At 71.2% G+C, this 22,687-nt stretch carries 18 protein-coding genes; 7 read left to right on the top strand and 11 right to left on the bottom strand.

Translation table 11 applies throughout. The annotated features are described in order from the left end of the window. Positions 1 to 111: 111 nt before the first annotated feature. From IEZ21_RS38285 to IEZ21_RS38250, 7 genes are all read left to right on the top strand, one after another. Positions 112 to 2,700, top strand: coding sequence for a Pls/PosA family non-ribosomal peptide synthetase (locus IEZ21_RS38285; RefSeq protein WP_189326434.1), 2,589 nt, complete (start codon positions 112 to 114; stop codon positions 2,698 to 2,700). Further along, the gene (locus IEZ21_RS38280; RefSeq protein WP_246568573.1) at positions 2,697 to 6,383 is read left to right on the top strand and encodes an amino acid adenylation domain-containing protein; all 3,687 of its coding nucleotides are present in this window, start codon (positions 2,697 to 2,699) and stop codon (positions 6,381 to 6,383) included. Before IEZ21_RS38285 ends, IEZ21_RS38280 begins: the two co-directional genes overlap by 4 nt. Beyond that, a complete protein-coding gene (gene sbnB, locus IEZ21_RS38270; RefSeq protein ID WP_189326433.1) occupies positions 6,380 to 7,450 on the top strand; it encodes a 2,3-diaminopropionate biosynthesis protein SbnB in 1,071 nt (356 codons plus the stop codon). The genes IEZ21_RS38280 and sbnB overlap by 4 nt, the downstream gene beginning before the upstream one ends. A gap of 43 nt (positions 7,451 to 7,493) precedes the next feature. Further along, positions 7,494 to 8,672 carry a 2,3-diaminopropionate biosynthesis protein SbnA gene (sbnA, locus tag IEZ21_RS38265; RefSeq protein ID WP_189326432.1) on the top strand — a complete coding sequence of 393 codons (1,179 nt, stop codon included), beginning with the start codon at positions 7,494 to 7,496 and terminating at the stop codon, positions 8,670 to 8,672. A gap of 51 nt (positions 8,673 to 8,723) precedes the next feature. Beyond that, entirely contained in the window at positions 8,724 to 9,308 is a 585-nt protein-coding gene (gene sigK / locus IEZ21_RS38260) for an ECF RNA polymerase sigma factor SigK (RefSeq protein WP_189326431.1), read from the top strand. Beyond that, positions 9,305 to 10,051, top strand: coding sequence for an anti-sigma factor (locus IEZ21_RS38255; RefSeq protein ID WP_189326446.1), 747 nt, complete (start codon positions 9,305 to 9,307; stop codon positions 10,049 to 10,051). The genes sigK and IEZ21_RS38255 overlap by 4 nt, the downstream gene beginning before the upstream one ends. A 266-nt stretch (positions 10,052 to 10,317) precedes the next feature. Then, complete coding sequence (locus tag IEZ21_RS38250; RefSeq protein ID WP_189326430.1) at positions 10,318 to 11,010, top strand: phosphatase PAP2 family protein; 693 nt, start codon at positions 10,318 to 10,320, stop codon at positions 11,008 to 11,010. A gap of 7 nt (positions 11,011 to 11,017) precedes the next feature. Here IEZ21_RS38250 and IEZ21_RS38245 read toward each other — a convergent pair whose 3' ends face one another. Genes IEZ21_RS38245 through IEZ21_RS38195 form a run of 11 tightly spaced genes read right to left on the bottom strand, consistent with a single transcriptional unit; the run spans position 11,018 to position 22,687 of the window. Then, a complete protein-coding gene (locus tag IEZ21_RS38245) occupies positions 11,018 to 12,361 on the bottom strand; it encodes a glutamate-1-semialdehyde 2,1-aminomutase (RefSeq protein WP_189326429.1) in 1,344 nt (447 codons plus the stop codon). A gap of 8 nt (positions 12,362 to 12,369) precedes the next feature. Beyond that, positions 12,370 to 12,921, bottom strand: coding sequence for a dTDP-4-dehydrorhamnose 3,5-epimerase (gene rfbC / locus IEZ21_RS38240; RefSeq protein WP_189326428.1), 552 nt, complete (start codon positions 12,919 to 12,921; stop codon positions 12,370 to 12,372). Continuing rightward, on the bottom strand, positions 12,918 to 14,162 hold the full coding sequence (locus IEZ21_RS38235) for a polysaccharide pyruvyl transferase family protein (protein ID WP_189326427.1): 1,245 nt from the start codon (positions 14,160 to 14,162) through the stop codon (positions 12,918 to 12,920). Before IEZ21_RS38235 ends, rfbC begins: the two co-directional genes overlap by 4 nt. Further along, positions 14,159 to 15,106 carry a glycosyltransferase family 2 protein gene (locus tag IEZ21_RS38230; protein WP_189326426.1) on the bottom strand — a complete coding sequence of 316 codons (948 nt, stop codon included), beginning with the start codon at positions 15,104 to 15,106 and terminating at the stop codon, positions 14,159 to 14,161. The genes IEZ21_RS38235 and IEZ21_RS38230 overlap by 4 nt, the downstream gene beginning before the upstream one ends. Then, positions 15,103 to 16,392 (bottom strand): MATE family efflux transporter, encoded by a 1,290-nt coding sequence (locus IEZ21_RS38225; protein WP_189326425.1) that lies wholly within the window; start codon positions 16,390 to 16,392, stop codon positions 15,103 to 15,105. Before IEZ21_RS38225 ends, IEZ21_RS38230 begins: the two co-directional genes overlap by 4 nt. A 5-nt stretch (positions 16,393 to 16,397) precedes the next feature. Continuing rightward, the gene (locus tag IEZ21_RS38220; RefSeq protein WP_189326445.1) at positions 16,398 to 17,672 is read right to left on the bottom strand and encodes a DUF4910 domain-containing protein; all 1,275 of its coding nucleotides are present in this window, start codon (positions 17,670 to 17,672) and stop codon (positions 16,398 to 16,400) included. A 20-nt stretch (positions 17,673 to 17,692) separates the two neighbouring features. Beyond that, complete coding sequence (locus IEZ21_RS38215) at positions 17,693 to 18,718, bottom strand: NAD-dependent epimerase/dehydratase family protein (RefSeq protein WP_189326424.1); 1,026 nt, start codon at positions 18,716 to 18,718, stop codon at positions 17,693 to 17,695. A gap of 3 nt (positions 18,719 to 18,721) precedes the next feature. Then, entirely contained in the window at positions 18,722 to 19,369 is a 648-nt protein-coding gene (locus IEZ21_RS38210) for a PIG-L deacetylase family protein (protein ID WP_033318812.1), read from the bottom strand. Then, on the bottom strand, positions 19,366 to 20,202 hold the full coding sequence (locus tag IEZ21_RS38205; RefSeq protein ID WP_189326423.1) for a glycosyltransferase family protein: 837 nt from the start codon (positions 20,200 to 20,202) through the stop codon (positions 19,366 to 19,368). The genes IEZ21_RS38210 and IEZ21_RS38205 overlap by 4 nt, the downstream gene beginning before the upstream one ends. Before the next feature lie 11 nt (positions 20,203 to 20,213). Further along, positions 20,214 to 21,449 carry a class I SAM-dependent methyltransferase gene (locus tag IEZ21_RS38200; protein ID WP_189326422.1) on the bottom strand — a complete coding sequence of 412 codons (1,236 nt, stop codon included), beginning with the start codon at positions 21,447 to 21,449 and terminating at the stop codon, positions 20,214 to 20,216. Beyond that, complete coding sequence (locus IEZ21_RS38195) at positions 21,446 to 22,687, bottom strand: glycosyltransferase (RefSeq protein ID WP_189326421.1); 1,242 nt, start codon at positions 22,685 to 22,687, stop codon at positions 21,446 to 21,448. Before IEZ21_RS38195 ends, IEZ21_RS38200 begins: the two co-directional genes overlap by 4 nt.

Genomic DNA, 22,687 nt, shown 5'->3' with positions numbered 1-22,687 from the left:
GTTTTGGCGACAGCCCGCGTCGTTCGCACTCGGTATCCGTCCGAAACCGGTGTCCAACGCAAGTCGGTCAGTGCCGGCCGGCGCTTCCTCGGAAGCTTCCCGGGAGCTGACATGGTGGACAAGCCGGTGGAGACGCTGCCCTCCGTTCCGGAGGAATCCATGGTCCTCCTGGACGGGTACGGTGAACCGGCCGCAATCGAGAAGACCCTCGCCGCGATTCTGGCCGCGGTCGTGCGGACCGAGCAGGTGCCGGTCGACGGTCACTTCTTCAACGAACTGGGCGCCGACTCGCTGGTGATGGCGCACTTCTGCGCGCGGGTCAGGAAGCGTGCGGATCTGCCGTCGGTGTCGATGAAGGACGTCTATCGGCACCCGACGATCAGGAGCTTGGCGACGGCGCTCGCGGATGCCCCGCCCGCTCCCCGGGCGGAGTCGGCGGCCGTGGCCCCGGCACCGGCCCCGGCACCAGAGCCGTTTCCGGTGTCGGCCCCGGCCTCGGTGCCGGCTCAGCCCCCGGCGGGCATGCCGCAGTACGTCCTGTGCGGCGCGCTGCAGTTCCTGGCCTTCCTCGGGTACGCCTACCTCATCGCCTTCGGCGCCGCCCGGGGCTACGAGTGGATCTCCGCCGGATCGGGTGTGCTCGACGTGTACCTGCGGTCGGTCCTGTTCGGCGGTGCGGCCTTTCTGGGCCTGTGTGTCCTTCCCGTCCTCGTGAAGTGGATGCTCGTCGGCCGGTGGAAGCCTCAGCAGATCCGTGTCTGGAGTCTTGCGTACGTCCGCTTCTGGGTCGTCAAGACGCTGGTCCGGTCGGATCCGCTGGTGTTGTTCAGCGGCTCGCCGCTCTACCTGCTCTACCTCAGGGCACTGGGCGCGAAGGTCGGGCGTGGCGCCGTGGTCCTCTCCCGGAGCGTGCCGGTGTGCACCGATCTGCTCGCCATCGGCGACAGCGCGGTCGTCCGGAAGGACTCGTCCTTCGCCTGTTACCGGGCCCACGCCGGACTGATCCAGACGGGCCCGGTCACCCTCGGCAGGAACGTGCTGGTCAGCGAGGCCACGGTGCTCGACATCGACACGTCGCTGGGCGACGGGGCCCAGCTCGGCCATGCCTCCTCGCTGCACCGTGGGCAGGCGGTGCCCGACGGCGAGCACTGGCACGGGTCTCCGGCACAGCGGACCGACGTGGACTACCAAGTGGTGGGGGCGGCCCGCTGCGGTGCGGTGCGCAGGGCGGCCCACAGCGTTCTGCAGCTGCTGATCGCACTGAGCCTGTACATGCCGTTGGCGGTCGGCGGCGTGGCCGCGCTGCTCGTCGAGGTCCCGCAGCTCAGCTCGGCTCTGGAGCCGGGGCCCGCGGTCTTCGCCGACTGGGCGTATTACCGCGACGCCCTGGTGTTCTCCTTCGTGCTCGTCTTCGGCGCCGTTCCCGCCGGTCTCCTCGTCCTGACCACCGTTCCCCGTCTGCTCGGCCTGACCCTCAGGCCGGGCAGGGTCTACTGTCTGTACGGCTTTCACGACGGGGTGCACCGGACGATCGCGCTCTTGACCAACTGGAAGCTCCCGAAGCGCCTGTTCGGGGACAGCTCCTGCATCGTCCACTACCTGCGGTGGCTCGGGTACGACCTCTCCCGGGTCGAGCAGACCGGGTCGAACTTCGGCACGGAGGTGAAGCACGAGACGCCGTTGCTGAGCTCCGTCGGGCGCGGGACGATGGTCGCCGACGGCCTGTCGATCATGAACGCCGACTTCTCCAGTACCGCGTTCCGCGTGTCCCGGGTGTCGATCGGGCCGCGCAACTTCCTGGGGAACAGGGTCGCGTACCCCACGCAGGGCAGGACCGGCGACAACTGCCTTCTCGCGACGAAGGTGATGGTGCCCGTCGACGGGGAGGTCCGCGAGGGCGTCGGGCTGCTGGGCTCGCCCAGCTTCGAGATTCCCCGTTCGGTCCTGCGGGACAGCAGGTTCGACCGGTTCAAGAGCCGGGAGGAGCTGCGGCGCGGCCTTGCCGCCAAGAACAGGCACAACGCCGCCACCATGGGGTGGTACCTGCTGACGCGTTGGATCTACGCCTTCGCTCTCGCCCTGCTCGCCTCAGGAGCCGCGGAGCTGTACGGGCAGTTCGGAGTGTCGGCGATCGCGCTGGCCGACGTCCTTGTCGTGGTGTTCACCATCGCCTACTTCGTGCTGGTCGAACGCGTCGTCACAGCGTTCCGTCCCCTGAGGCCGCTGTTCTGCTCGATCTACACCCCGGACTTCTGGCGGCGTGAGCGCTACTGGAAGGTGCCGTCGGAGACGTACCTGAAGATCTTCAACGGCACCCCGTTCAAGAACGTGATCTGGCGGCTGCTGGGGGTGCGGCTCGGCCGCATGGTCTTCGACGACGGCTGCTATCTGACGGAACGGGCCATGGCTGCCATCGGGGACGGCTGCACGCTCAACTCGGGAAGTGTCGTCCAGTGCCACTCGCAGGAGGACGGCGCCTTCAAGTCCGACCGGAGCATGATCGGCTCCGGCTGCACCCTCGGTGTCGGCGCTTTCGTCCACTACGGCGTGACGGTGGGCGACGGTGCGGTACTCGCCCCTGACTCCTTCCTGATGAAGGGAGAGGTAGTCCCGCAGGAGGCGTCGTGGGGCGGGAATCCGGCAAGGCCGCTCCGCTCGCACAGCGAGGATGAGGGGAGCCAGGCCCCATGGCGTCCATGACCACACTTGCGGAGGCCGGCCGGGAGTTCTGGCGGGGCGTGCTCACCGCCGGTGGGGTCACCACGGTCCCTCGGTGGACCCTCGACCCGGTGACCCGCATCGCCGAGCACGAGGCGACGCTTCCCGAGGATCTGGTGGACGGGTTGAGCCGCCTGGCGGACGATCTGGCGGTACCCCTCCGCTCGGTGCTGCTGGCCGCGCACGCCAAGGTGCTCGCCGCTCTGTCCGGCGAGCACGAGGTCACGATCGGTTACGTCGCCGTGCGGGGCGGCCGGCCGCTTCCCTGCCGGCTGACCACCGAACCCGACTCGTGGCGGACGCTGGTGCTCCACACCCACCGGGCCGAGTCGGAACTGCTGCTGCACAAGGACTTCCCCGTCGACGGTCTCAGGCATGCGCTGGGCCTGCCCGGACCGTCGACCGAGGCCGTGTTCGATCCGACCGGCGACGGAGGCGAGCTTGCCGAGAACGCCGTGCTGCGGGTGGAAATCCCGCGACGGGGCGATCGGCGAACGCTGCGGCTGCGGTACCGGACCGACGCGCTCGACGCGGACTGCGCCGCGAGGATCGTGGGTTACCACCTCACCGCGCTCACGCTGATCGCCGCCGATCCGGACGCCGTGCACGGCCGGCAGAGCCTGCTCTCCGCCGAGGAGCGCCGCTTCCAGCTCGAAGGACTCGCCGGACCCCGCCGGGAGCTCCCCGACCACCGCTTCCACGAACTGTTCGAACAACGCGTCAGGGTGCACCCGGACGCCGTCGCGGCCGTACGCGGCGACCAGCGGTGGACCTACCGGGAACTCAACGCGCGGGCCAACCGGCTGGGGCGGGCCCTGCTGGCGCGAGGGCTCGGCCGCGAAGGCGTCGTCGCGGTGGTGACCGAGCGGAACCTGGACTGGGCGGCCGCCGTCCTCGCGGTCTTCAAAGCCGGTGGGGTGTACCTGCCCATCGAGCCGCACTTCCCGGCCGACCGCATCGCGACCATGCTCTCCCGTGCCGGGTGCCGGCTCGTGCTGACCGAGCCGGGCAGCACCACGATGCTCGACCGGGCCCTCGACGCGCTGCCCGCGGTCCGGGCGCTCTCCGTCGACGCGGCCTACGCGGAGGGCCACCCGGACTCCGACCTCGGCGTCGGCGTCGCACCGGACCAGCTCGCCTACATCTACTTCACCTCCGGCTCCACCGGCGAGCCCAAGGGAGCCATGTGCGAGCACGCGGGCATGCTCAACCATCTCCGCGCCAAGATCGACGACCTGGGGATCGGCGAGGGACAAGTGGTCGCCCAGACCGCGCCTCAGTGCTTCGACATCTCGCTGTGGCAACTGGCTTCCGCGCTCCTGGTCGGCGGGCGGACCCTGCTCGTGGAACAGGACGCGATCCTGGACGTCCCGCGGTTCGTCGACACGATCGCCCGCGGCGGGGTCAGCGTGCTCCAGGCCGTGCCGTCGTACCTCGACGCCGTCGTGTCCTACCTGGAGCGGCATCCGCGCGAGCTGACGGACCTGCGATGCGTGTCGGTCACCGGGGAGGCGCTGAAGAAGGAGCTCGTACAGCGCTGGTTCGCGGCCCAGCCCGGCATCAGGCTGGTCAACGCGTACGGGCTGACCGAGACATCGGACGACACCAACCACGAGGTGATGGACCGGGCGCCGGACACCGAACGGGTTCCGCTCGGTCGCCCTGTCAACAACGTGCACGTCTACGTCGTCGACGAGCACCTGTCACCGGTGCCGCTCGGCGCCCCAGGTGCGATCGTCTTCTCCGGGGTCTGCGTCGGCCGCGGCTACGTCAACGACCCCGAGCGCACACGGCAGGCCTTCATGGCGGATCCGCACCATGCGGGCCGACGGCTCTACCGGGGCGGCGACTACGGCCGCTGGGTGCCCGGGGGCAAGCTGGAGTTCCTCGGCCGCCAGGACACCCAGGTCAAGATCCGCGGTTTCCGGATCGAGATCGGCGAGGTCGAGAGCGTCATGCTGCGGGCACCCGGGGTCCGCGACAGTGCGGTGGTGGCCGTCGAGGGGGCCGGGCAGGGCGGGCGTCTGGTGGCTTTCTACTCCGGTCAGAGCCCGCTGGAGGACGGCATCCTCAAGGACTGGCTGGGCCAGTCGCTGCCCGTGTACATGGTCCCTTCGGAGTTTCGCTGGCAGGAGAGCCTGCCCGTGACCGCCAACGGCAAGGTCGACAGGAAAGCGCTGACCGCACTCGCCGCCGTGGTACGGGACGTCGGATCAGGCGGCACCCAGCTCGACACGGTCGAGGAGGACCGCGACGCGCCCCGCACGCCGACCGAGCGGCGGCTGGCCACCTTGTGGGCCCAGGTGCTCGACGTCCCGGAGTGCACGATCCGGTGGCCCGACCACTTCTTCGACCGTGGCGGAACCTCTCTCGCGGCGGTGCGGCTCGCGATCGCCCTGGACCGTGCCGTGGACATCGCGGACATCACGCGCCACCCCGTCCTGGCCGACCTGGCCCGCATGGTCGACGACAGGTCCAAGCCACCGCAGCCCGAGCTGCTGCGGCCTCTCTCGGAACCGGATGGCGCCCGGGCGGACGCCTCGGTGTGCTTCCTGCGGTCCCCACTCCCTCAACACCGGTCCCACCGGGACGGTGCAGGCGATGCTGCGCGTCGCCGGCCCGCCGGCTTCCTCCTGGACCGCAACCGAAAGGAGACCGAGATGCCGTCCTCGCTCCCCCTGTCGATGCTCAGCGTCGACCTGCAGCCCGGCAAACCCCCGATCCTGCATGTCGGCTCCACCGGCGACGCGGCGAGCTGGGCGGCCGAGCACCGGGACGCGCTGCGCGCCGCCGTCGCCGAGCACGGCGCGGTCTTGGTCCGCGGCCTCGGGCTGAGCGACCCGGCCGAGACCGAGGCCGTCTTCCGGCGGCTGGCCGGCCCTCTGATGACCGAGAAGGAGGCCTTCGCGTCCCGGCGGAGCTACTCCGACGGCGTGTACTCCTCGTCGAAGTGGCCGCCGAACCAGCCGATGTGCATGCACCACGAACTCAGCTACACCCTGGAATTCCCCGGCCTGATGCTGTTCGCCTGCCTCACTGCTCCCGCCGCCGGCGGAGCGACCGCGCTGGCCGACGCACCGACCGTGCTGCACGCGCTGCCCACCGATCTCGTCGAGCGGTTCCTGAGAGAGGGCTGGCTGCTCACCCGCACCTACAACGAGGAGATCGGGGCGTCCTTGGCCGACGCCTTCGGCAGTGAGGACCGCGGGGCGGTCGAGAGCTACTGCCGCGCGGCCGCGATCGAGTTCGAGTGGCAGCCCGACGGCGGACTGCGGACCTGGCAGCGCCGCAGCGCCGTGGTGCGACACCCGGTCACCGGCCGGCGCTGCTGGTTCAACCAGATCGCGTTTCTCAACGAGTGGACCCTGGCCCCCGAGATACGTGAGTACCTGGTGGACATCTACGGCGCCGACGGGCTGCCGTTCAACACCCGCTACGGGGACGGCGCACCGATCGGTGAGGACACCGTGCAGCTGCTGAACGACGTCTACCAGTCCCACACCGTGCGCGAGCCGTGGCAGGCCGGCGACATGATGCTCGTCGACAACGTCCGCACCGCCCACAGCAGGGAGCCGTACGAGGGGCCGCGCGAGGTGCTCGTCGCGATGACGGACGCGGTGCGCCTGGCCGACTGCTCGCCGACCGTGGAGGTGATCACCGAATGACCATCACCCGTTCCACCGCATGGGAGTCCGAACCGTCCGAGCCGGTCACCGTGCCGCCGTTCGCGGTCGTGTCCGGCGGCCAGGTCCAGCAAGCGCTGCAGGGGCGCGAGAAGCAGATCGTGGAGTTGGTCGAGGACACCTACCGGCTGCACAGCGCCGGTCATTCGGTGAACCCGCCGTCCCACTTCCTGCGCTTCCCCGACCGCCCGTCGTCCCGGATCATCGCCCTGCCCGCCTCGATCGGCGGGGAGGCAGGGGTGGACGGCCTGAAGTGGATCTCCAGCTTCCCGCAGAACGTGGAGGCAGGCATCCCGAGGGCCTCGGCGGTGCTCATCCTCAACGACCGCCACACCGGCTACCCGTTCGCCTGCATGGAAGCCTCGATCATCAGCGCCACGAGGACGGCCGCGTCGGCGGCACTGGCAGCGGACCGGCTCAGCCGCGGCCGACGGCGCCCGACGCGCGTCGGGTTCTTCGGCACGGGCCTGATCGCCCGCTACATCCACACCTTCCTGACCGGTACCGGCTGGTCGTTCGACGCCATCGGCGTGCACGACGTGTCCGCCGACAGCGCGGCCGGTTTCCGCTGCTACCTGGAGCAGTCGGGCGCCCCCGGCTGGATCGTCGTGCACGACAGCCCCGAGCAGCTGATCCGCATGAGCGACCTGGTGGTCTTCGCCACCGTCGCCGGTCGGCCGCACGTCCGCGATCCGTCGTGGTTCGCACACCGTCCGCTCGTGCTGCACGTGTCGCTGCGCGACCTGGCTCCGGAGGTCGTGCTCGCCTCGGACAACATCGTCGACGACGTCGAGCACTGTCTGAGGGCGGACACCTCCGTTCACCTGGCCGAACAGCTCACGGGCAACCGCGACTTCCTGACGGGGACGCTGGCGGACGTGATGGCCGGGCGCGTAACGCTGTCGGGAGACCGGACGGTGGTGTTCTCGCCCTTCGGCCTCGGGGTGCTCGACCTGGCAGTCGGCAAGTACGTCTACGACGAGGTGGCCGGCTCCGGAGAGCTGCACGTCGTCGACGGCTTCTTTCATGAGCTGCGTAGGTACGGATGAAGCACATCCGGCCCGGGCCGCTCTTCGATCCGCGGAGGCCATCGTGTCAGTCATATCCGCTCCCTACACCTTCAACGAGGAGGATCTCTACGTCGACCTCCAGTCGATAACGGGGCGCAGGCTCTTCCTGAAGTGCGAGGGCTTCAACTTCGCCGGCTCGATCAAGCTGAAGCCCGCGACCGAGATGGTGGAGGCCGCCGAGCAGGCGGGGGTCCTGACGCCGGAGTCGGTCCTGGTCGAGTCCTCGTCCGGAAACATGGGCGTAGCACTCAGCATGATCGCGGCGAGTAAGGGCTACCAGTTCCTGTGCGTGACGGACTCCCGTTGCAATCTGCCGACCAGGTTGCTGATGGAGGCCTTGGGCGCCCATGTGCACGTCGTCACCGAGCCGAGCACCGACGGCGGCCTCCTCCGTGCGCGGATCGACTGCGTCCGTACGCTGTGCGCCCTGGACGACCGGTGCGTGTGGCTCAGCCAGTACACCAACCCGGGCAACTGGAAGGCGCACTACCTCAGGACGGCACCGGCGATAGCCCGCTCGTTCCCAGGACTGGACGTGCTGTTCGTCGGGGCCGGCACCACCGGGACACTGATGGGCTGCGCGCGCTACTTCCGGGAGTGGCACCGGCCGGTCCGGATCGTCGCGGTGGACAGCGTCGGCTCGGTGACCTTCGGCGGTGCTCTGGGACGCCGGCTGCTTCCCGGTCTGGGCATGAGCATGTGCCCTCCGTTGCTCGACGAATCCTTCGTCGACGAGGCGGTGCACGTCGAGGAGGCGGACAGCATCCGCGCCTGCCACCGCCTGGCCCGACGCGGCTTCCTGTTCGGCGGCTCCACCGGCACCGTAGTCAGCGGCGCGATGGGCTGGCTGGCTCTGCATGACACGCGTGGCCTGACTGCGGTGGCCATCGCCCCGGACCTCGGCGAGCGTTACCTCGATACCGTCTACCAGGCCAACTGGGTACGGGCCCTCTACGGCGAGGGCGTGCTCGATCCCGACAGGCCAGTCGCCGCCGGCTCCCGGGCCGCCCGCTCCGCACCACCGGTGCCCGCGCCGGGCCCCCGGGTGCGCCACCGGCGTCAGGAGGACGAAACCTGGGCCGGTGACACCACGACCGCAGGCCTGAGCCGGCCGTCACCGGGCTCCTGGACAGCCGAATCCGCCCCACTGCGGGATGCGGACGGCGGCCGGGCCTCGGACACTGTGGGGGAGGGCGGGTGAACCAGTAGGGCGGATCGGGGCAGACGGGGAGGCGGGCAGGCGGGAGAGGGTGTGGCGAAGCGGCAGGCCCCCGGGGCCCGGCACATCGGTACATCCGAGACGGATCGACTGTTGGTGTCCGTCGCTGCCGGCAGTCAGGACGCCTTCACCCGGTTGTACGACGCGACCGTCGGCCCGATCTACGGAATCGCGTGCAGGGTCCTGCAGGACCCTGCACGCGCCGAGGAGGTCGCCCAGGAGGTCATGCTGGAGGTCTGGCAGAGTGCCCCCCGCTACCGGCCCGAGAGCGGGCACGCCATGACCTGGATGATGACCATCGCCCACCATCGCGCCGTGGACAGCGTCCGCACTGCGCGGAGGTCCGCTGAACGCGAGCGCGCCGTCTCCCAGCACGAGTCGACTCCCGCTTTCGACGACGTCGTGGAGACGGTGGAGATGCTCGGGGAATACGAACAAGTCCGCTCCTGCCTGAAGGAGCTCACCGCCGATCTGCAGCAGCCGGTACTGCTCGCTTACTACCGGGGCCTGACCCATACCGAGATCGCTTCGGCGCTGTCCCTGCCGCTCGGTACCGTCAAGAGCCGCCTGCGCAGGGCACTGACCCGCCTGCGGCACTGCCTGGGAGCTCCGTCGTGAGCACAGCCGACCCGCACGACCTCGCCGGTGCCTATGCGGCGGACGCCCTCACCCGGGAGGAGCGGGAGGTGTTCCTGCGACACGTCGCCGACTGCCCCGACTGTGCCCACGAGACCGCCCGCCAGCAGGAGGCCGCGGCCTGGCTCGCCCTCGCGGCGGCCCGCACCCCGCCGCCGAGTCTGAAAGAACGTGTCCTCGCCGAGGTGGCCCGGACTCCGCAGTTCCCACCGGCGCTCCCCGGCCAGGCGGACGAGCGCCTCAGCCGGCGATCCCCGCCACGTCTGCTGCGTCTCGCGCTGGCCGCCAGTCTGACCGCGGCCGCCGCGCTCGGCGGCCTCGCGGCCTGGCAGCACCAGGAGGTGCGGGAGACACGCCAGGAAGCCGAGAGCCACGCCGCCGACCTCGCTCGGCTCCTTGCGGCTCCCGACACCACTCTCGTCAAAAAGGGCATGGCCTACGGCGGCTCGGGCACCGTCGTGGTCTCACGCCACCTGAACCAGGCCGCCTACTTCTGCCAGGACCTCGCTCCCCTGCCCTCCGACAGGACCTATCAGTTGTGGTACGCCGCCCCCGAGGACGAAGTCCGCCCCGCCGGGCTCCTCCCCGCCAAAGCCGGCTTCCAGACCGTGTCCCTCCCCCCGCCCGATACCGCCGCCTCACTTGCCGTCACCGTCGAACCGAGCACAGGCTCCTCCAAACCCACCACCGATCCGCTCACCACATGGCCTCTCCCCACTTCCTGATCGTGTTTCCGACGGCGGTTTGCCGTGACCGCATTGTCGCGACCGCATTGTTGGTTAGGGTGACAAAATCAGACACAACGGGGGCTCGTCGGTGGGGAGTTGGGGTCGGTAGAAGCACGTACATCTGACGGTCCCGGCCATGTCGACGGGCCCTTGGGGCAGGGTGGGAGTCGGCTGGTGGGGCACGGTGTGCGGCGGGTAGTGCACGCGCTCATCGGCCCGGGCGGCGGTGGCCGCGACAATGGTCGACCGGACACGGTGAGCGTGTGACCGGCCGGCCGGCGCCCGCGGTGCTGCCTGCATCGCTGCGCGTGTGGCTCGGGCTGATCACGGTCCTCGCCGCGTTGGTGGTCGTCGTGCTCGGGGTCCTGTACGCCGGTCACGGCGAGTCCGGCAGGGTGGACAGGTGGATCATCCAGCCGACGGCGGACAGTGTGCGGCCGCCGTGGCGGAACGTCGCTCTGGCCACGGACTTCCTGGGAGAGCCCGTCGGAGCCGCGATGCTGGTCGTGGCCGCCGTGACGGGCTGCCTGCTGCTTCGGTGGCCTCGCGCGGCGGTGCTCGTCGTTGTCGGCGTCGGCATGACCGTGGGGACGGCGAGGCTGCTCAAGCCCCTGGTGGGACGCACCATCCACGGCGACGGCAACCTGTCCTATCCGAGCGGGCACACCGCCTTTCTCACCGCGCTCGCCCTCGTGGTGGCGCTGCTCGCGACCGGCCGGCTCGGCCTCGGCAGGACGGCCGGCACGCTACTCGTGCTCGCCGCGGCGCTGGTTGCCGGCGCCGCGATGGGGTGGGCGCAGGTCGCCCTGGGCGCGCACTACCCGACCGACGTCCTCGGTGGCTGGTGCACCGCGCTGGCGGTGGTACCGACGACCGCGTGGCTGGTCGACCGGATGGCCGACCGGCTGGCCGATCGGGCGGCTGGTCGGCCAGCCGGTCGGCGGGAGCGTCGCTGACGGCACGTCACGCCAAGCGGCGGAACACAGGCTTCACCGGCCGCCCGGCCAGCCAGGGGGTGGGGTCGGCGGCGTCCAGCGCCTTCCGGTACACCGCACATGCCTGGGCCACCACGTCGACGGTGCGGTCGATGTCGGCGTCGTCGAGCGCGCTGCTCACCACGAACGACGGGGCCAGCACCCCGCCCGCGAGGAGTCGGCGCAGGAACAGAGTGCGGTACTGCTGCGACGGCTGCCCGTTCTCGTCGAGGGTGGCGAAGACCAGGTTGCTGGCCCGGCCCCGGACGACGATGTGGTCGCCGACGCCCATGCCGGCCGCCGCGTCGCGGACACCGGCGGCCAACCGCTCGCCGAGGGCGTGCAGCCGCGCGGTGACGCCCTCCTCGACGTAGGTGGTGAGCACGGCCATCGCGGCTGCCAGGGAGTGCGTTTCCGCACCGTGCGTGGTGGACAGCAGGAACACCCGGTCGCCGGAGTGGCGCAGCCCGCCCCGCTCCATCAGCTCGCGGCGCCCGGCCAGCGCGGAGACGGCGAATCCGTTGCCCAGTGCCTTGCCGAACGTGGAGAGGTCGGGGACGACGCCGTACAGGCCCTGAGCGCCCGCCTCGGACCAGCGGAAGCCTGTGATCATCTCATCGAAGATCAGTACGCAGCCGTGCCGGTCGGCCAGCTCGCGCAGGCCGGCGAGGTACCCGGGCGGCGGCTCGGTGTGGCCGGCGGGTTCGAGGATCAGGCAGGCGACCTCGTTCGGGTAGCGGTTGAGCAGCTCCTCCGTGGCGGTCAAGTCCCCGTATGGGAACGCCACGGTGAGGTCGGTGGTCGCCTCCGGAATGCCCGCGGACATCGGCGTGGTGCCGATGAACCAGTCGTCGACGGAGAAGAACGGATGGTCGCCGCAGACGGCCACCCGTGGGCGCCCGGTGACGGCGCGGGCGAGGCGCACCGCGGCGGTGGTGGCGTCGGAGCCGTTCTTCGCGAACTTCACCATGTCGGCGGTCGGCACGGTGGCCAGGAAGCGTTCCGCGGCCTCGACCTCCACGATGGACGGCCGTACGAAGTTGCTGCCGCGGTCGAGTTCCCGCCGCACCGCCTCGAGCACGCGTGGGTGGGCGTGGCCGAGGCTGACCGACCGCAGGCCGGAGCCGTACTCGATGTAGCGGTTCCCGTCGATGTCCCACACGTGGGCACCGCGGCCGTGGCTGATGACCGGAGCCAGGTTCTCGGGGTACTGGTCGTCGCCCTTGGCGTAGGTGTGCGCGCCCCCGGGGATCATGGCGTGCAGCCGCTCGTTCGCCGTCCGCGACCGGGGCAGAAGGAACTCCTCGGTCTCTTCGGTGTGTTCGGTGTCCACGCCGTCCCTCACTTCTCTCTTTGCTTCAGGACCTCGGCGAGGCTCGGCGCCTCCCGGTCCCGCTGGGACATCGATGTGACCGGCAGCGGCCAGGGAATGGCGAGCTCCGGGTCGTCGAAGGCGATCGTCACGTCCTCGGCCGGATCGTGCGGGCGGTCGATCCGGTACGAGGTGTCGGCGGTTTCGGTCAGCGCCTGGAAGCCGTGCGCGCACCCCGCCGGGATGTACAGGGTCACCTGCGTCTCGTCGGACAGCTCGAAGAAGGCCCGGCCCAGGTAGGTCGGCGAGTCCGGCCGCAGGTCCACGACGACGTCGAAGATCCTCCCGTACGAGCACCGCACCAGCTTGGCCTCGCCGGCGCCGGAACGCAGGTGCAGGCCGCGCAGCACGCCCCGGACCGAGCGGGACAGGCTGTCCTGGACGAAGGCATCCGGGTCGAGGCCCACCGAGCGGACCACGTCGGCGTCGAAGGTGCGGCAGAAGAAGCCGCGCTCGTCGGCGTACGGCGTCGGTTCGAACAGGTACGCGCCTGCGATCTCCGGGACTTCGGTCGCTTTCATGGAGTCTCCTGCCGAGCGTGGGCGTGCGCGTGGGTGTGGTCGGTCGCCGGGAACAGGGCCGCGGTCAAGGCGGTGAACTGGTCCTCGAGTTGCTGGGCGGTGGCCAGGTTCCGCTCGGTGAGGGTCCGACGCAGCTCCGCCGATCGCTTCTCCAGCGTCCGGAACTGTTCGAGCAGCCGGTCGGCGTCGACCTCGCGGGCCGGGTGGCAGTACGCGGCAAGGCCCATCCGATCCATGAGCGCGTCGCTCTTCGCCGCATAGCTGAGTGCGAGCGTCGGCGTGCCGGCCTTCAGCGCACAGATCAGGTTGTGGTAGCGGGTCGCCACCACGGTGTCGGCAGCCGCCGTCTCCTTCATCAGGTCGGCCAGCGAGGTCGCCTCGGCGGCGGTGACCAGCGGCGAGTCCACCGCGTCGAGGATCGCGGCGACCACCGGCGCATCGCACTCGTCGCCGGTGAGCAGCCGGACCGGCCTGCCGTCCTCGACCAGCGCGCGGACGAACCGGGTCGTCCCGTCGAGGTAGCGCCGGTGGATCTCCTCGGCCCGGGCGCGGTCGTCGTTGCCGCCGTGGAAGTCCATGACGCCGACGCATACTTGGCCCGGCGGGCCCGAAGGCGCGCTCGCCGGGGGCATCGGCAGGGCGAAGGCGAGGTCCGGGTAGACCTCGTCGCGCGCGGTGTCCACGCCCATCGTCCGCATCGCGTCGCGGGACAGGGCGTCCCGGTACGAGCGGTACGTGGCCAGCCGCGCCGACCAGCGCACCAGGGCCCGGGTCGGCCGGTTGCCGATCGGGGCGGCGCCGACACCGACCAGCGCGACCCGGGTGCCGAACAGCCGACCGGATGCGCAGAGCAGGAACAGCGAGTACGGGAAGCCCCACGGCCGCAGCGGCAGCGTGGCCTCCAGGACGCCCATGCCCGGCACGATCACCACGTCGTGCCGGCGCACCCAGGCAGCGGTGCGGACGGCATCGACGAGTTTGCCCAGACCCTTCGCCGCGATCGCGCCCGCACGCGACGCGGTCCGGTACTCCCCGCGGTACCAGTGCAGCCGCGTCGCGGGGATCCGGTACCGGGTCGCGACGACCTCGGGTCCGCCGCACAGCGCGTCCACGACCGCCTCCGGGTGCTCGGCGCGGAGGTAGCCGAGGACGGCCTCGAGCGACCCGTCGTTGCCGAGGTTGCCGGAGCCGAGCAGGCCGAACACCCCGACGCGCACCGGAGTTTCGTGTCCGGACGTCATGCCCGCCTCCCCTCACGGCCGGCGACGAGAGCGTCGACGGAGACAGTGAGCCCGCCCGGGTCGACCGGGGCGCGGTCCTCGACCCGCTCGCCGGCGCCAGGGCGGACCCGGCTGGTCATCCACGCGGCCAGGTGGCGGTAGCACGCGCGCCGGTCGGCCGGGGACAACGGAGCCCGCCGGATCGCCGTGACGAAGCCCCAGACGTACTCGGCGAGCAGCCGGGGCGTCGGGTGCAGCGGGCCGGCCCGGCGCGGGTCCAGGTTGACGCACCGGGAGCGCTTGGAAGGGTTCGCCCGCTCGGCGCGGGTGGGGTGGTCGCGCCGGAAGTACAGCAGCTCCGGCACCTGGTGGAAGGGCCCGTGCAGGGTGATCTCGGCGACGAACGTGCGGTCCGCGTGGTGGTAGCTGTCGTGCGGCTTCACCCGGCGCAGCACGTCGGCTCGCATCACCCCGTAGAAGTCGTCGCCACCGGGCTCGAACAGCAGGCTGCGGAAGCGCTCCGGCGCGTGCGGCGAGTCGGTGGCCAGCCCGTACTCGTACGGGACCTTCACCTGGCCGTCGCCGTCGATGACCGCCTGGCCGCTGTGCGCGAGGACCATGTCCGGCCGCTCGTCCAGCGCCTCCACGCAGCGCCGCAGCAGGTCCCGGGCGTACAGGTCGTCGTGCGAGGCCCACTTGAACAGCTCGCCTCGACACTCGGTGAACACGTAGTTGTGGTTCGGTGCGGCGCCGATGTTCCGGAGCAGCCGGAGGTACCGGATACGCGAGTCCTTCGCGGCGTACCGGCGGCAGATGTCCTGGGTTCCGTCGGTCGAGGCGTTGTCGGAGATGACCAGCTCGAAGTCCTCGTAGGTCTGGCCGAGCAGGGCGTCGAGCGCCTCGGCAAGGTACTCCTCGCCGTTGTACACGGGCAGGCCGATGCTCAGCCTGGGTTGCGCGGTCATGAGGTCCTCACTTCGGGAATGGGGTTGCGATGGCGCTCGCGCAGGGCGGTCCGCAGCTGCAGCCACCACACGGCCGAGCTGCACACGGTCGCGGCGGCGACGCCCCAGGCCGAGCCGGACGTGCCGGCCACGGCGGCCCCGCCGAGCCCGCCGCCGATGTAGCAGGCGGAGGCGAACAGTTGGCTGCGCAGGCTGCGCCGGGCCGCGCCGAGTGCGCGCAGTCCGGCGGCCGCGCCGGTGCCGAGGCCCGCGCCCGCGACGCCGAGCGTGGCCGGCACGATGAGCGCCGAGGCAGAGCTCCAGACGTCGCCGAGCACGAGCTCGCCGAGCCGGTCCGGCACCAGCAGCAGCGCCACGCCCCAGAGCAGCGCGGCGACGGCCTGCCCGGCGCCGAGCACGAGGCAGAACTTGGCCAGGCGGTGCGGGGCCCGCCGCAGCACCCGTGCCGCCTCCGCGACGGTGACCAGCGACAGGCCCATCAGCACGGCGAGGAACGGGCCGAGCAGCAGTTCGGCGCCGCGGATGGCACCCACCGCGCCGATGCCGACGATCGCGCCGAGCCCGTACGCCCGCAGCTGGCTCGCGCCGCTGACGCCGACGTTCTCGACCAGGTACCGATAGCTGAGATCGCGCTGCTCGCGAAGCCACCCGCGCGCCCCGGTGACCCGGGGTCGGATGCCGGACTGGAGGCAGCCGTACAGCGCGGCCACCGCGGCGGAGGCGCCCCAGGCGAGCACGAAAGCGGCCACGCTGCCCACGCGGGCCGCCACCACCATGGCCGGGACGAGCGCGACGCCCCACACGACGTCGTTGACGAACGCCTTCCGCCCGATGCCGGCGGCGAAGAACGAGTACCGCCAGGCGTCCTGGAGCAGCAGCCCCGGCAGCATGACGCCGAGACAGGCGAACGCGGGCCCCACGCGGCCGCCGAGAGCAAGACCTGCCACCAGACACGCCGCACCGACGACGACACCGACGCCGAGAGCGGTACCCGACGACCGGGCCACCGCCCCGCGCCAGGACGCGTCCGACACACCGCTGAAGCGCACCACGAACGGGTCGGTGGCCAGACCGCGGGAGACGCTGAGCACCACGCCGTAGGTCACCCAGGCCAGGCTGAACACGCCGAACGCGGTCACGCCCAGCGAACGCGCCACATAGATCCCCACCGCGAAGTTGGTCATGCTGGAGGCCGCCTGGTCGGCAAGACCCCAGGACAGCCGGCCGACGAGGGCCCGCCGGGCGGACCCGGCCGGTCTCGTCGTCTTCTCCCTCTCGGTGGTCATCGGCGTCACGCCTTGATCAGCCCGGCGCCGTGCAGTGCGTCGGCCGCGGCGGCGACGGCGTCGAACGGCAGCCCGGACCGCTCGGCGACGTCCAGCAGGCTGTGCTCGCCGTCGGAGAGGTTGAGCACCCAGAGCATGGCCATCTGGGCCTGCTTGGTGTCGCTGCGGCCGCCGAGCGCGTCGTACAACCCGCGCCGGCCCAGCTGTGGTTCGCCGTAGGGGCTGAGGTTGAGGTATCGCCGGTTGCGGTCGAGGACGGCGAACGCCTCGCGGCAGACGGCGAGCGTGTCCGCCATCGCCTCCGGGGAGACGAAGTCCAGGTTGTCCGCCGAGGTGTGGTACTCGGGGTAGCCGGCGTACGGGGTCCGGCTGAGCGAGCCCACGCCGAGATTGAACCCGGGCGAGCAGAACTGCCGCTCGTCGTAGCCGTACGGAGTGAACTCGTTGACGTGGTGCGGGCGTTCGGATGCGGCCAGCACGTGCCGCATCACCCGGTCGATCTCCGCGTCGCCGCGCCTGCTCTGCTTGTACGTCAGTTGGCCCGGGTCGCCTGCGCAGGCCAGCACCAGGCCGTGCTTGACCCGTTCCACCCGCTCCGCGTTGCGTGCCAGCCAGGTGATAGCCCCGATGGTGCCGGGCGCGAAGATGAACCGGTAGGTGTAGTACGGCGTTTGCCGGGCCAGTGCCCGGGCCAGGAACGTCGCCACCGCGATGCCGGCCAGGTTGTCGTTGGCCAGCGACGGGTGGCAGACGTGGCAGGAGACGATCACCTCGTCGGGGACCTGCCCGGGGACCACGTGCTCGGCGTAGGTGAGATGGCCGTCGGCGAGGGTGGAGTCGATACGGACCTCGTAGTCGCCGTCCGGCATCGTGTCCAGGGTCTCCTGGGCCAGGCAGAATCCCCATTCCGGCTTGTAGTAACTCGTGCGGTACGGGACCCAGTTCGGGTGGTCCGGCAGGGTGTGCAGGTGTTCGCGCAGCTCGGCCAGCGGCATGGTCGCCGACACCGGCACGCTGTAGCCGAGCACGTGCAGGCTGGACGCGGCGAAGTCGACGACCCGGTTGCCGGAGGTGTCGGCGACGTACGCGTCCCGGATGTTCCACTCCTGCGGCACCGTCCAGTCGAGCACCTGAGTCCCGGTCGGCACCTCGTGCACCTGCAGCGGGACGTACTCGCCGACGATCTCCAGGGTGGCGCGCACACCGTCGCCCGTGATGCTCCGGCACAGCGGGTACAGCCGCTCCACCAGCGCGTGCATCTCCTCGCCGGGCGTGGCCATCGGCTGTTCGCCGGCCGCCGTCATCGGCGCCGCCGCAGGGTGTCGTCGACGGTGCCGGCGTCGGACGCCGCGCGCAGCACGGCAAGGCGGGTGAAGCGTCGCTCGAAGTCCTCCCGCGTCAGCCCGTGTTTCCGGTAGGCGTCGGCGAGTTCGAGCGCGCCCTGCTTCACGGTCCACTCGCAGTCGAAGCCGGGTACCGCGGTGCGGAACCGGGAGAAGTCCACCCGGTACGACCGCGGATCGGCACCGTTCTCCCCGGTGGTCACCACCTGCGAGCCGGGTACCGCTTCGGCGACCTGCTCGGCGATCTCGGCGACCGTGACGTTGTTGATCTCGCTGCCGATGTTGAACGCCCGGTCGTGCACCGCTTCCCGTGGCGCGGTCAGCGCGGCCGCGAAGGCCCGTGCGATGTCGGCGGCGTGCGCCAGCGGGCGCCAGGGGGTGCCGTCGGAGAGCACCCGCACCTCGCCGGACAGGAGCGCGTGGCCCACCAGGTTGTTCAGCACGATGTCGGCGCGCAGCCGGGGCGAGTAGCCGAAGGCGGTGGCGTTGCGCATGAACACCGGGCTGAAGTCGCCGTCGGCCAGCGCGTGCAGGTCGTCCTCCACCCGCACCTTGGACTCCGCGTACGGCGTCACCGGGCGCAGTGGAGCCTCCTCGCCCACCAGGCCGTCACCGCCGGCGGCGCCGTAGACCGAGCAGGTCGACGCGTACAGGAAGCGCCGCACTCCGGCGTCGCGGGCCAGCCGGGCAAGGCGTACGGACGCGTGGTGGTTGATGTCGTAGGTGAGGTCCGGCGCCAGCGATCCCAGCGGGTCGTTGGACAGCGCGGCCAGGTGGATCACGGCGTCCACCCCGGCCACGTGTTCGGCCGTGACGTCGCGCAGATCCACTTGATGCCCGGGCGGGTCCGCGGGTGGCGGGCCGAGGACGCAGTCGGCGAAGAGGCCGGCGTCGAGGCCGACGACCTCGTGCCCGGCGGCCGCGAGGACCGGGGCCATCACGGTGCCCAGGTAGCCCTGGTGTCCGGTCAGCAGTACGCGCAAGGTTCAGTCCCCCAGATCGAGCGTGAGTTTGGTGACGGCGAACGCCTCGGCGTAGCGCGCGTGGCATTCGATGCCGCGGATCCGCGCAAGGCCGAGGAAGGCCTCCCGGTCGTACCAGGGCCGGTGCCGCTGCGAGGGGTAGTGCTCCTGCAGCAGGCGCACCTTCTGTTCGGCGATCTCCGGCGACAGCGGCTGGTACGCCGCCATACGGCCGAGATCGCCGTCCCACTTGACGATCTCGTAGCCGAGCACGAGGTGGTCGCGGAACGCGGTGGTGACCAGCTTCGCCAGGCCGCGGTGATCCTGGTGCGCGTCCTCGGTGCGCGGGGCCAGTACGAGATCCGGCTCGGCCTGCTCGCGCAGTTCCTCGACCGCGGCCTTGGCCTCGTCCCAGTGCGCGGGCAGCCGGCCGTCCGGCAGCTTGTGCACGGTCAGCCGCAGGTCGGCGCCAGGGCAGAAGGCGGCGAGCGCGGCCTGCTCCTCCTGCTCCCGCTCGCTGCCACCGCCGGAGAGCACAAGCGCGTCGACGCGGGTACCCGGATGTGCGAGGCACATCGTCAGCAGCGTGCCGCCGGCGCCGATGGCGATGTCGTCGCAGTGCGCGCCCACCGCGACGATCCGGTCCAGGCGCCCGGCCCCCAGCCGGATCACGCTCTCGCTCCGGAGACGTTGCTGCTGCCGGTCGCACCCTGGAGACCAGCCCCCGCGCCGCCCCGTTCCCACACGGCCCACGGGCGGTCGCCCCGGGCGTAGGCGTCGTCGAGCGCGGCCCGCTCCTTCACGGTGTCGGTCGGCTTCCAGAAGCCACGGTGCTGGTGCGCCACCAGCCGGCCGCGCTTGGCCAGTTGGGCGCATCCGTCGGCGACCAGGTCCCCGTTCTCCGGTATGTGGTCGAAGACCTCCTGGCGGAGGACGAAGTAGCCGCCGTTCTCCCACAGCGGCATGTCGCTCACCGCGGTGATGCCCCCCACCAGGCCGTCCTCGCCCAGGTCCACACAGTGGAACGAGGACTGCGGCGGCACCACCATCATCGACGCACCGGCGTCGCGCCGGGCGAACCGGTCGATCATCTCCGGCAGCGGGGCGTCGGTGAGCACGTCGGCGTAGTTGGCGAGGAACATCTCGTCGCCGTCCAGGTGGTGCCGCACCCGGCGCAGCCGCTCCCCGATCGGCGACTCGATGCCGGTCTGCGCGAACGTGATGGTCCAGTCGGCGATGTCGGTGGACAGCAGCTCGGTCCGCCCGCCCCGCAGCACGAAGTCGTTGGACACCGTCTCCTCGTAGTTGAGGAAGAAGTCCTTGATGTGGTGAGCCCCGTACCCGAGGCACAGGATGAACTCCGTGTGCCCGTAGTGCGCGTAGTAGCGCATGACGTGCCAGATCAGCGGCCGCGGGCCGACCATCGCCATCGGCTTGGGAACGTCGTCGGAGGTTCCGTTGCGCATCCGCATCCCGTAACCGCCGCAGAACAGAACGACCTTCATGCTGTGCCCTTTCAAGACGCGACCTCGACAATGCTCAGTTCCGGGATGGGAAAGACCAGCCGACCGCCCCAGTCGTGCACGAAGGACAGCTGCTCGACCAGCTCGGCCCGCAGGTTCCACGGGAGGACGAGGATGTAGTCCGGTTTGTCGGCGGCGATCTGCTCGGGCGGCAGGATCGGGATGCGGGTGCCCGGCGTGAACCTGCCGTGCTTGTAGGGGTTACGGTCGACCGTGTACGGGAGCAGGTCGGGCCGGATGCCGCAGTGGTTGAGCAGGGTGTTGCCCTTGCCCGGGGCGCCGTAGCCGACGACCGTCTCGCCGCGCTCGGCCGCCTCGATGAGGAACCGCAGCAGATCCCGGCGCACCTTGGCCACCCGGGCGGAGAACTCGGTGTATCCGGACAGCTCCTGCAGCCCGGCGGCCTTCTCCCGGTCCAGCACGTCGGCCACCCGCCGGGTAGGCTCGCCGGCCACCTCGGCCGGCCGGGCCCACAGCCGGATGGAGCCGCCGTGCGTGGGCAGCAACTCGACGTCCACGAGCGTGAGTCCGCCGCTCGCAAGGGCTCGGGTCGCGGACGCGACCGTGTAGTACTGGAAGTGCTCGTGGTAGATCGTGTCGTACTGGTTCTCCTCGATCAGGGTCAGCAGGTGCTGCACCTCGATGGAGACCCAGCCGTCGTCGGCGACCAGGGCGCGCAGCCCCCGGGTGAACCCGACCACGTCGGGGATGTGCGCGTACACGTTGTTGGCCACGACCAGGTCCGCCGGGCCGTGCTCGGCGCGGACGGCCGAGCCGGTGTCCGGGCTCAGGAACTCCGTGAGCGTGGGCACACCCGCGTCCCGCGCCGCGGCGCCGACGTTCACCGACGGCTCGATGCCGAGGCAGCGGATTCCGCGGTCCACCACGTGCTTCAGCAGGTATCCGTCGTTGCTCGCGACCTCGACCACGAAGGCGTCGGGGCCGAGCCCCACCCGCTGTACGGCGTCGGCGACGAACGTACGCGCGTGCTCCACCCAGGAGGTCGAGTACGAGGAGAAGTACGCGTACTCCTTGAACGTCTCCTCCGGCGTGATCAGCGGCGGGATCTGCGCCAGCCAGCAGTCGGTGCAGACCCGCAGGTGCAACGGATACGCCGGTTCCGGCAGGTCCAGTTGGTCCGCGGCGAGAAAGCTCTCGCACGGCGGGGTCGCCCCCAGGTCGACGACGCTCGCCGGCGTCGCCGAGCCGCACAGTCGGCAACGTGTCATCTACTGCCCCCCATTGATTCCCTCCCTACGGGCGGTGGGTTGTCCCCGCCGCCGGACCGACCCGCGATCGCGGTGCGGTACCCCTCCACCAGGCGCTCAAGGCCGACGGCCGGGCTGAAACCCTGCTCGTAACTGCGCCGGGCCGCCTGGCCCATCTCCTGGTTGCGGGCCGGCTCGGTCGCGATCCGGCGTATGCAGGACGCGAGCGAGGCGGGCTCGCCCGGCCGGTGCAGCAGCCCGGTCACCCCGTCCTCGACGAGTTCGACGAAGGCGCCGTGGCCGGCGGCGACGACCGGGACCCCCGCCGCCATCGCCTCCACGACCACCAGGCCGAACGCCTCCAGCCACGTCGAGGGAGCCACCACGGCGACCGACCGCGCGACGGCCTTCCGGCTTTCCGCCGTGTCATACAGGCCGACGTAGCGCACGTCGTCCCGGCCCGCCGCCCAGGCGGTCACCTCTTGCTCCAGTGGCCCCGCGCCGGCGATCACGAGCGGCACGCCCACACCGCCGCTCGCTGCGATCTCGTCCCACGCGGCCATGAGCAGCCGCACGCCCTTGACCTCCGCGAGTCGGCCGAGATAGAGCAGATGCTCGCCGTCGCCCGCTCGGCAGACGCCCGGCTCCGGCACGAAGTTGTGCTTCACCGTCAGCCGTTCGGCCGGCATGCCGGCCCGCACCAGGACGTCGCGCTGCGTCGCGGAGAGGCAGAAGAACCGCTCCACTCCGGACCACCACCGCCGCCGATTGACCGACAGGCTGACCGCGAGCGGCACCGTCGCAAGGCGGGAGCTCCGGTAGCAGCCGTGCCGGACGGCGGGCAGTGGCGTCGACCCGACGCACTCGGTGCACGGCCGGCCGTCCCGTTGCAGCGTGCCGGGTGGGCAGACCTGGGTGTAGTTGTGCAGCGTGGCGACGGCGGGCACGCCGGCGTCGGCGCAGGCGGCAAGCACCGCGGGCGACAGGAGCGGGAAGACGTTGTGGACGTGCACCACGTCCGGTCGCTCGGCGCGAAGCCGGGCGCCGAGCTCCGCGCGGACCGCCGGGTTCCACGGCACAAGGAGCGGCACCGCGGCCTTGGCAAGGAGGGACCGGGTGGCGATGTCGTCGCTGCGCCGCTCGAACACCTTGACCCGGTGGCCGGCCGCGCGCAGCAGCGCCACCTCCTGGTCGACGACCTTGTTCTCCCCGCTCGGCTGCGCCGAGGCGTAGCGGTTGTGCACCACGAGGACGTGCAT

The organism is Streptomyces flaveus (assembly GCF_014647675.1).
Lineage (GTDB): Bacteria > Actinomycetota > Actinomycetes > Streptomycetales > Streptomycetaceae > Streptomyces > Streptomyces flaveus.
This window is presented reverse-complemented; position numbering and strand designations above follow the sequence as displayed.

Excerpts from the sequence above, each read along its gene's own strand:
- sbnB (WP_189326433.1), top strand. The coding sequence starts at position 6,380 with ATGACCATCACCCGTTCCACCGCATGGGAGTCCGAACCGTCCGAGCCG.
- IEZ21_RS38285 (WP_189326434.1), top strand. The coding sequence starts at position 112 with ATGGTGGACAAGCCGGTGGAGACGCTGCCCTCCGTTCCGGAGGAATCC.
- IEZ21_RS38200 (WP_189326422.1), bottom strand. The coding sequence starts at position 21,449 with ATGACACGTTGCCGACTGTGCGGCTCGGCGACGCCGGCGAGCGTCGTC.
- IEZ21_RS38225 (WP_189326425.1), bottom strand. The coding sequence starts at position 16,392 with ATGACCACCGAGAGGGAGAAGACGACGAGACCGGCCGGGTCCGCCCGG.
- IEZ21_RS38230 (WP_189326426.1), bottom strand. The coding sequence starts at position 15,106 with ATGACCGCGCAACCCAGGCTGAGCATCGGCCTGCCCGTGTACAACGGC.
- IEZ21_RS38235 (WP_189326427.1), bottom strand. The coding sequence starts at position 14,162 with ATGACGTCCGGACACGAAACTCCGGTGCGCGTCGGGGTGTTCGGCCTG.
- IEZ21_RS38195 (WP_189326421.1), bottom strand. The coding sequence starts at position 22,687 with ATGCACGTCCTCGTGGTGCACAACCGCTACGCCTCGGCGCAGCCGAGC.
- IEZ21_RS38280 (WP_246568573.1), top strand. The coding sequence starts at position 2,697 with ATGACCACACTTGCGGAGGCCGGCCGGGAGTTCTGGCGGGGCGTGCTC.
- IEZ21_RS38220 (WP_189326445.1), bottom strand. The coding sequence starts at position 17,672 with ATGGCCACGCCCGGCGAGGAGATGCACGCGCTGGTGGAGCGGCTGTAC.
- rfbC (WP_189326428.1), bottom strand. The coding sequence starts at position 12,921 with ATGAAAGCGACCGAAGTCCCGGAGATCGCAGGCGCGTACCTGTTCGAA.
- IEZ21_RS38205 (WP_189326423.1), bottom strand. The coding sequence starts at position 20,202 with ATGAAGGTCGTTCTGTTCTGCGGCGGTTACGGGATGCGGATGCGCAAC.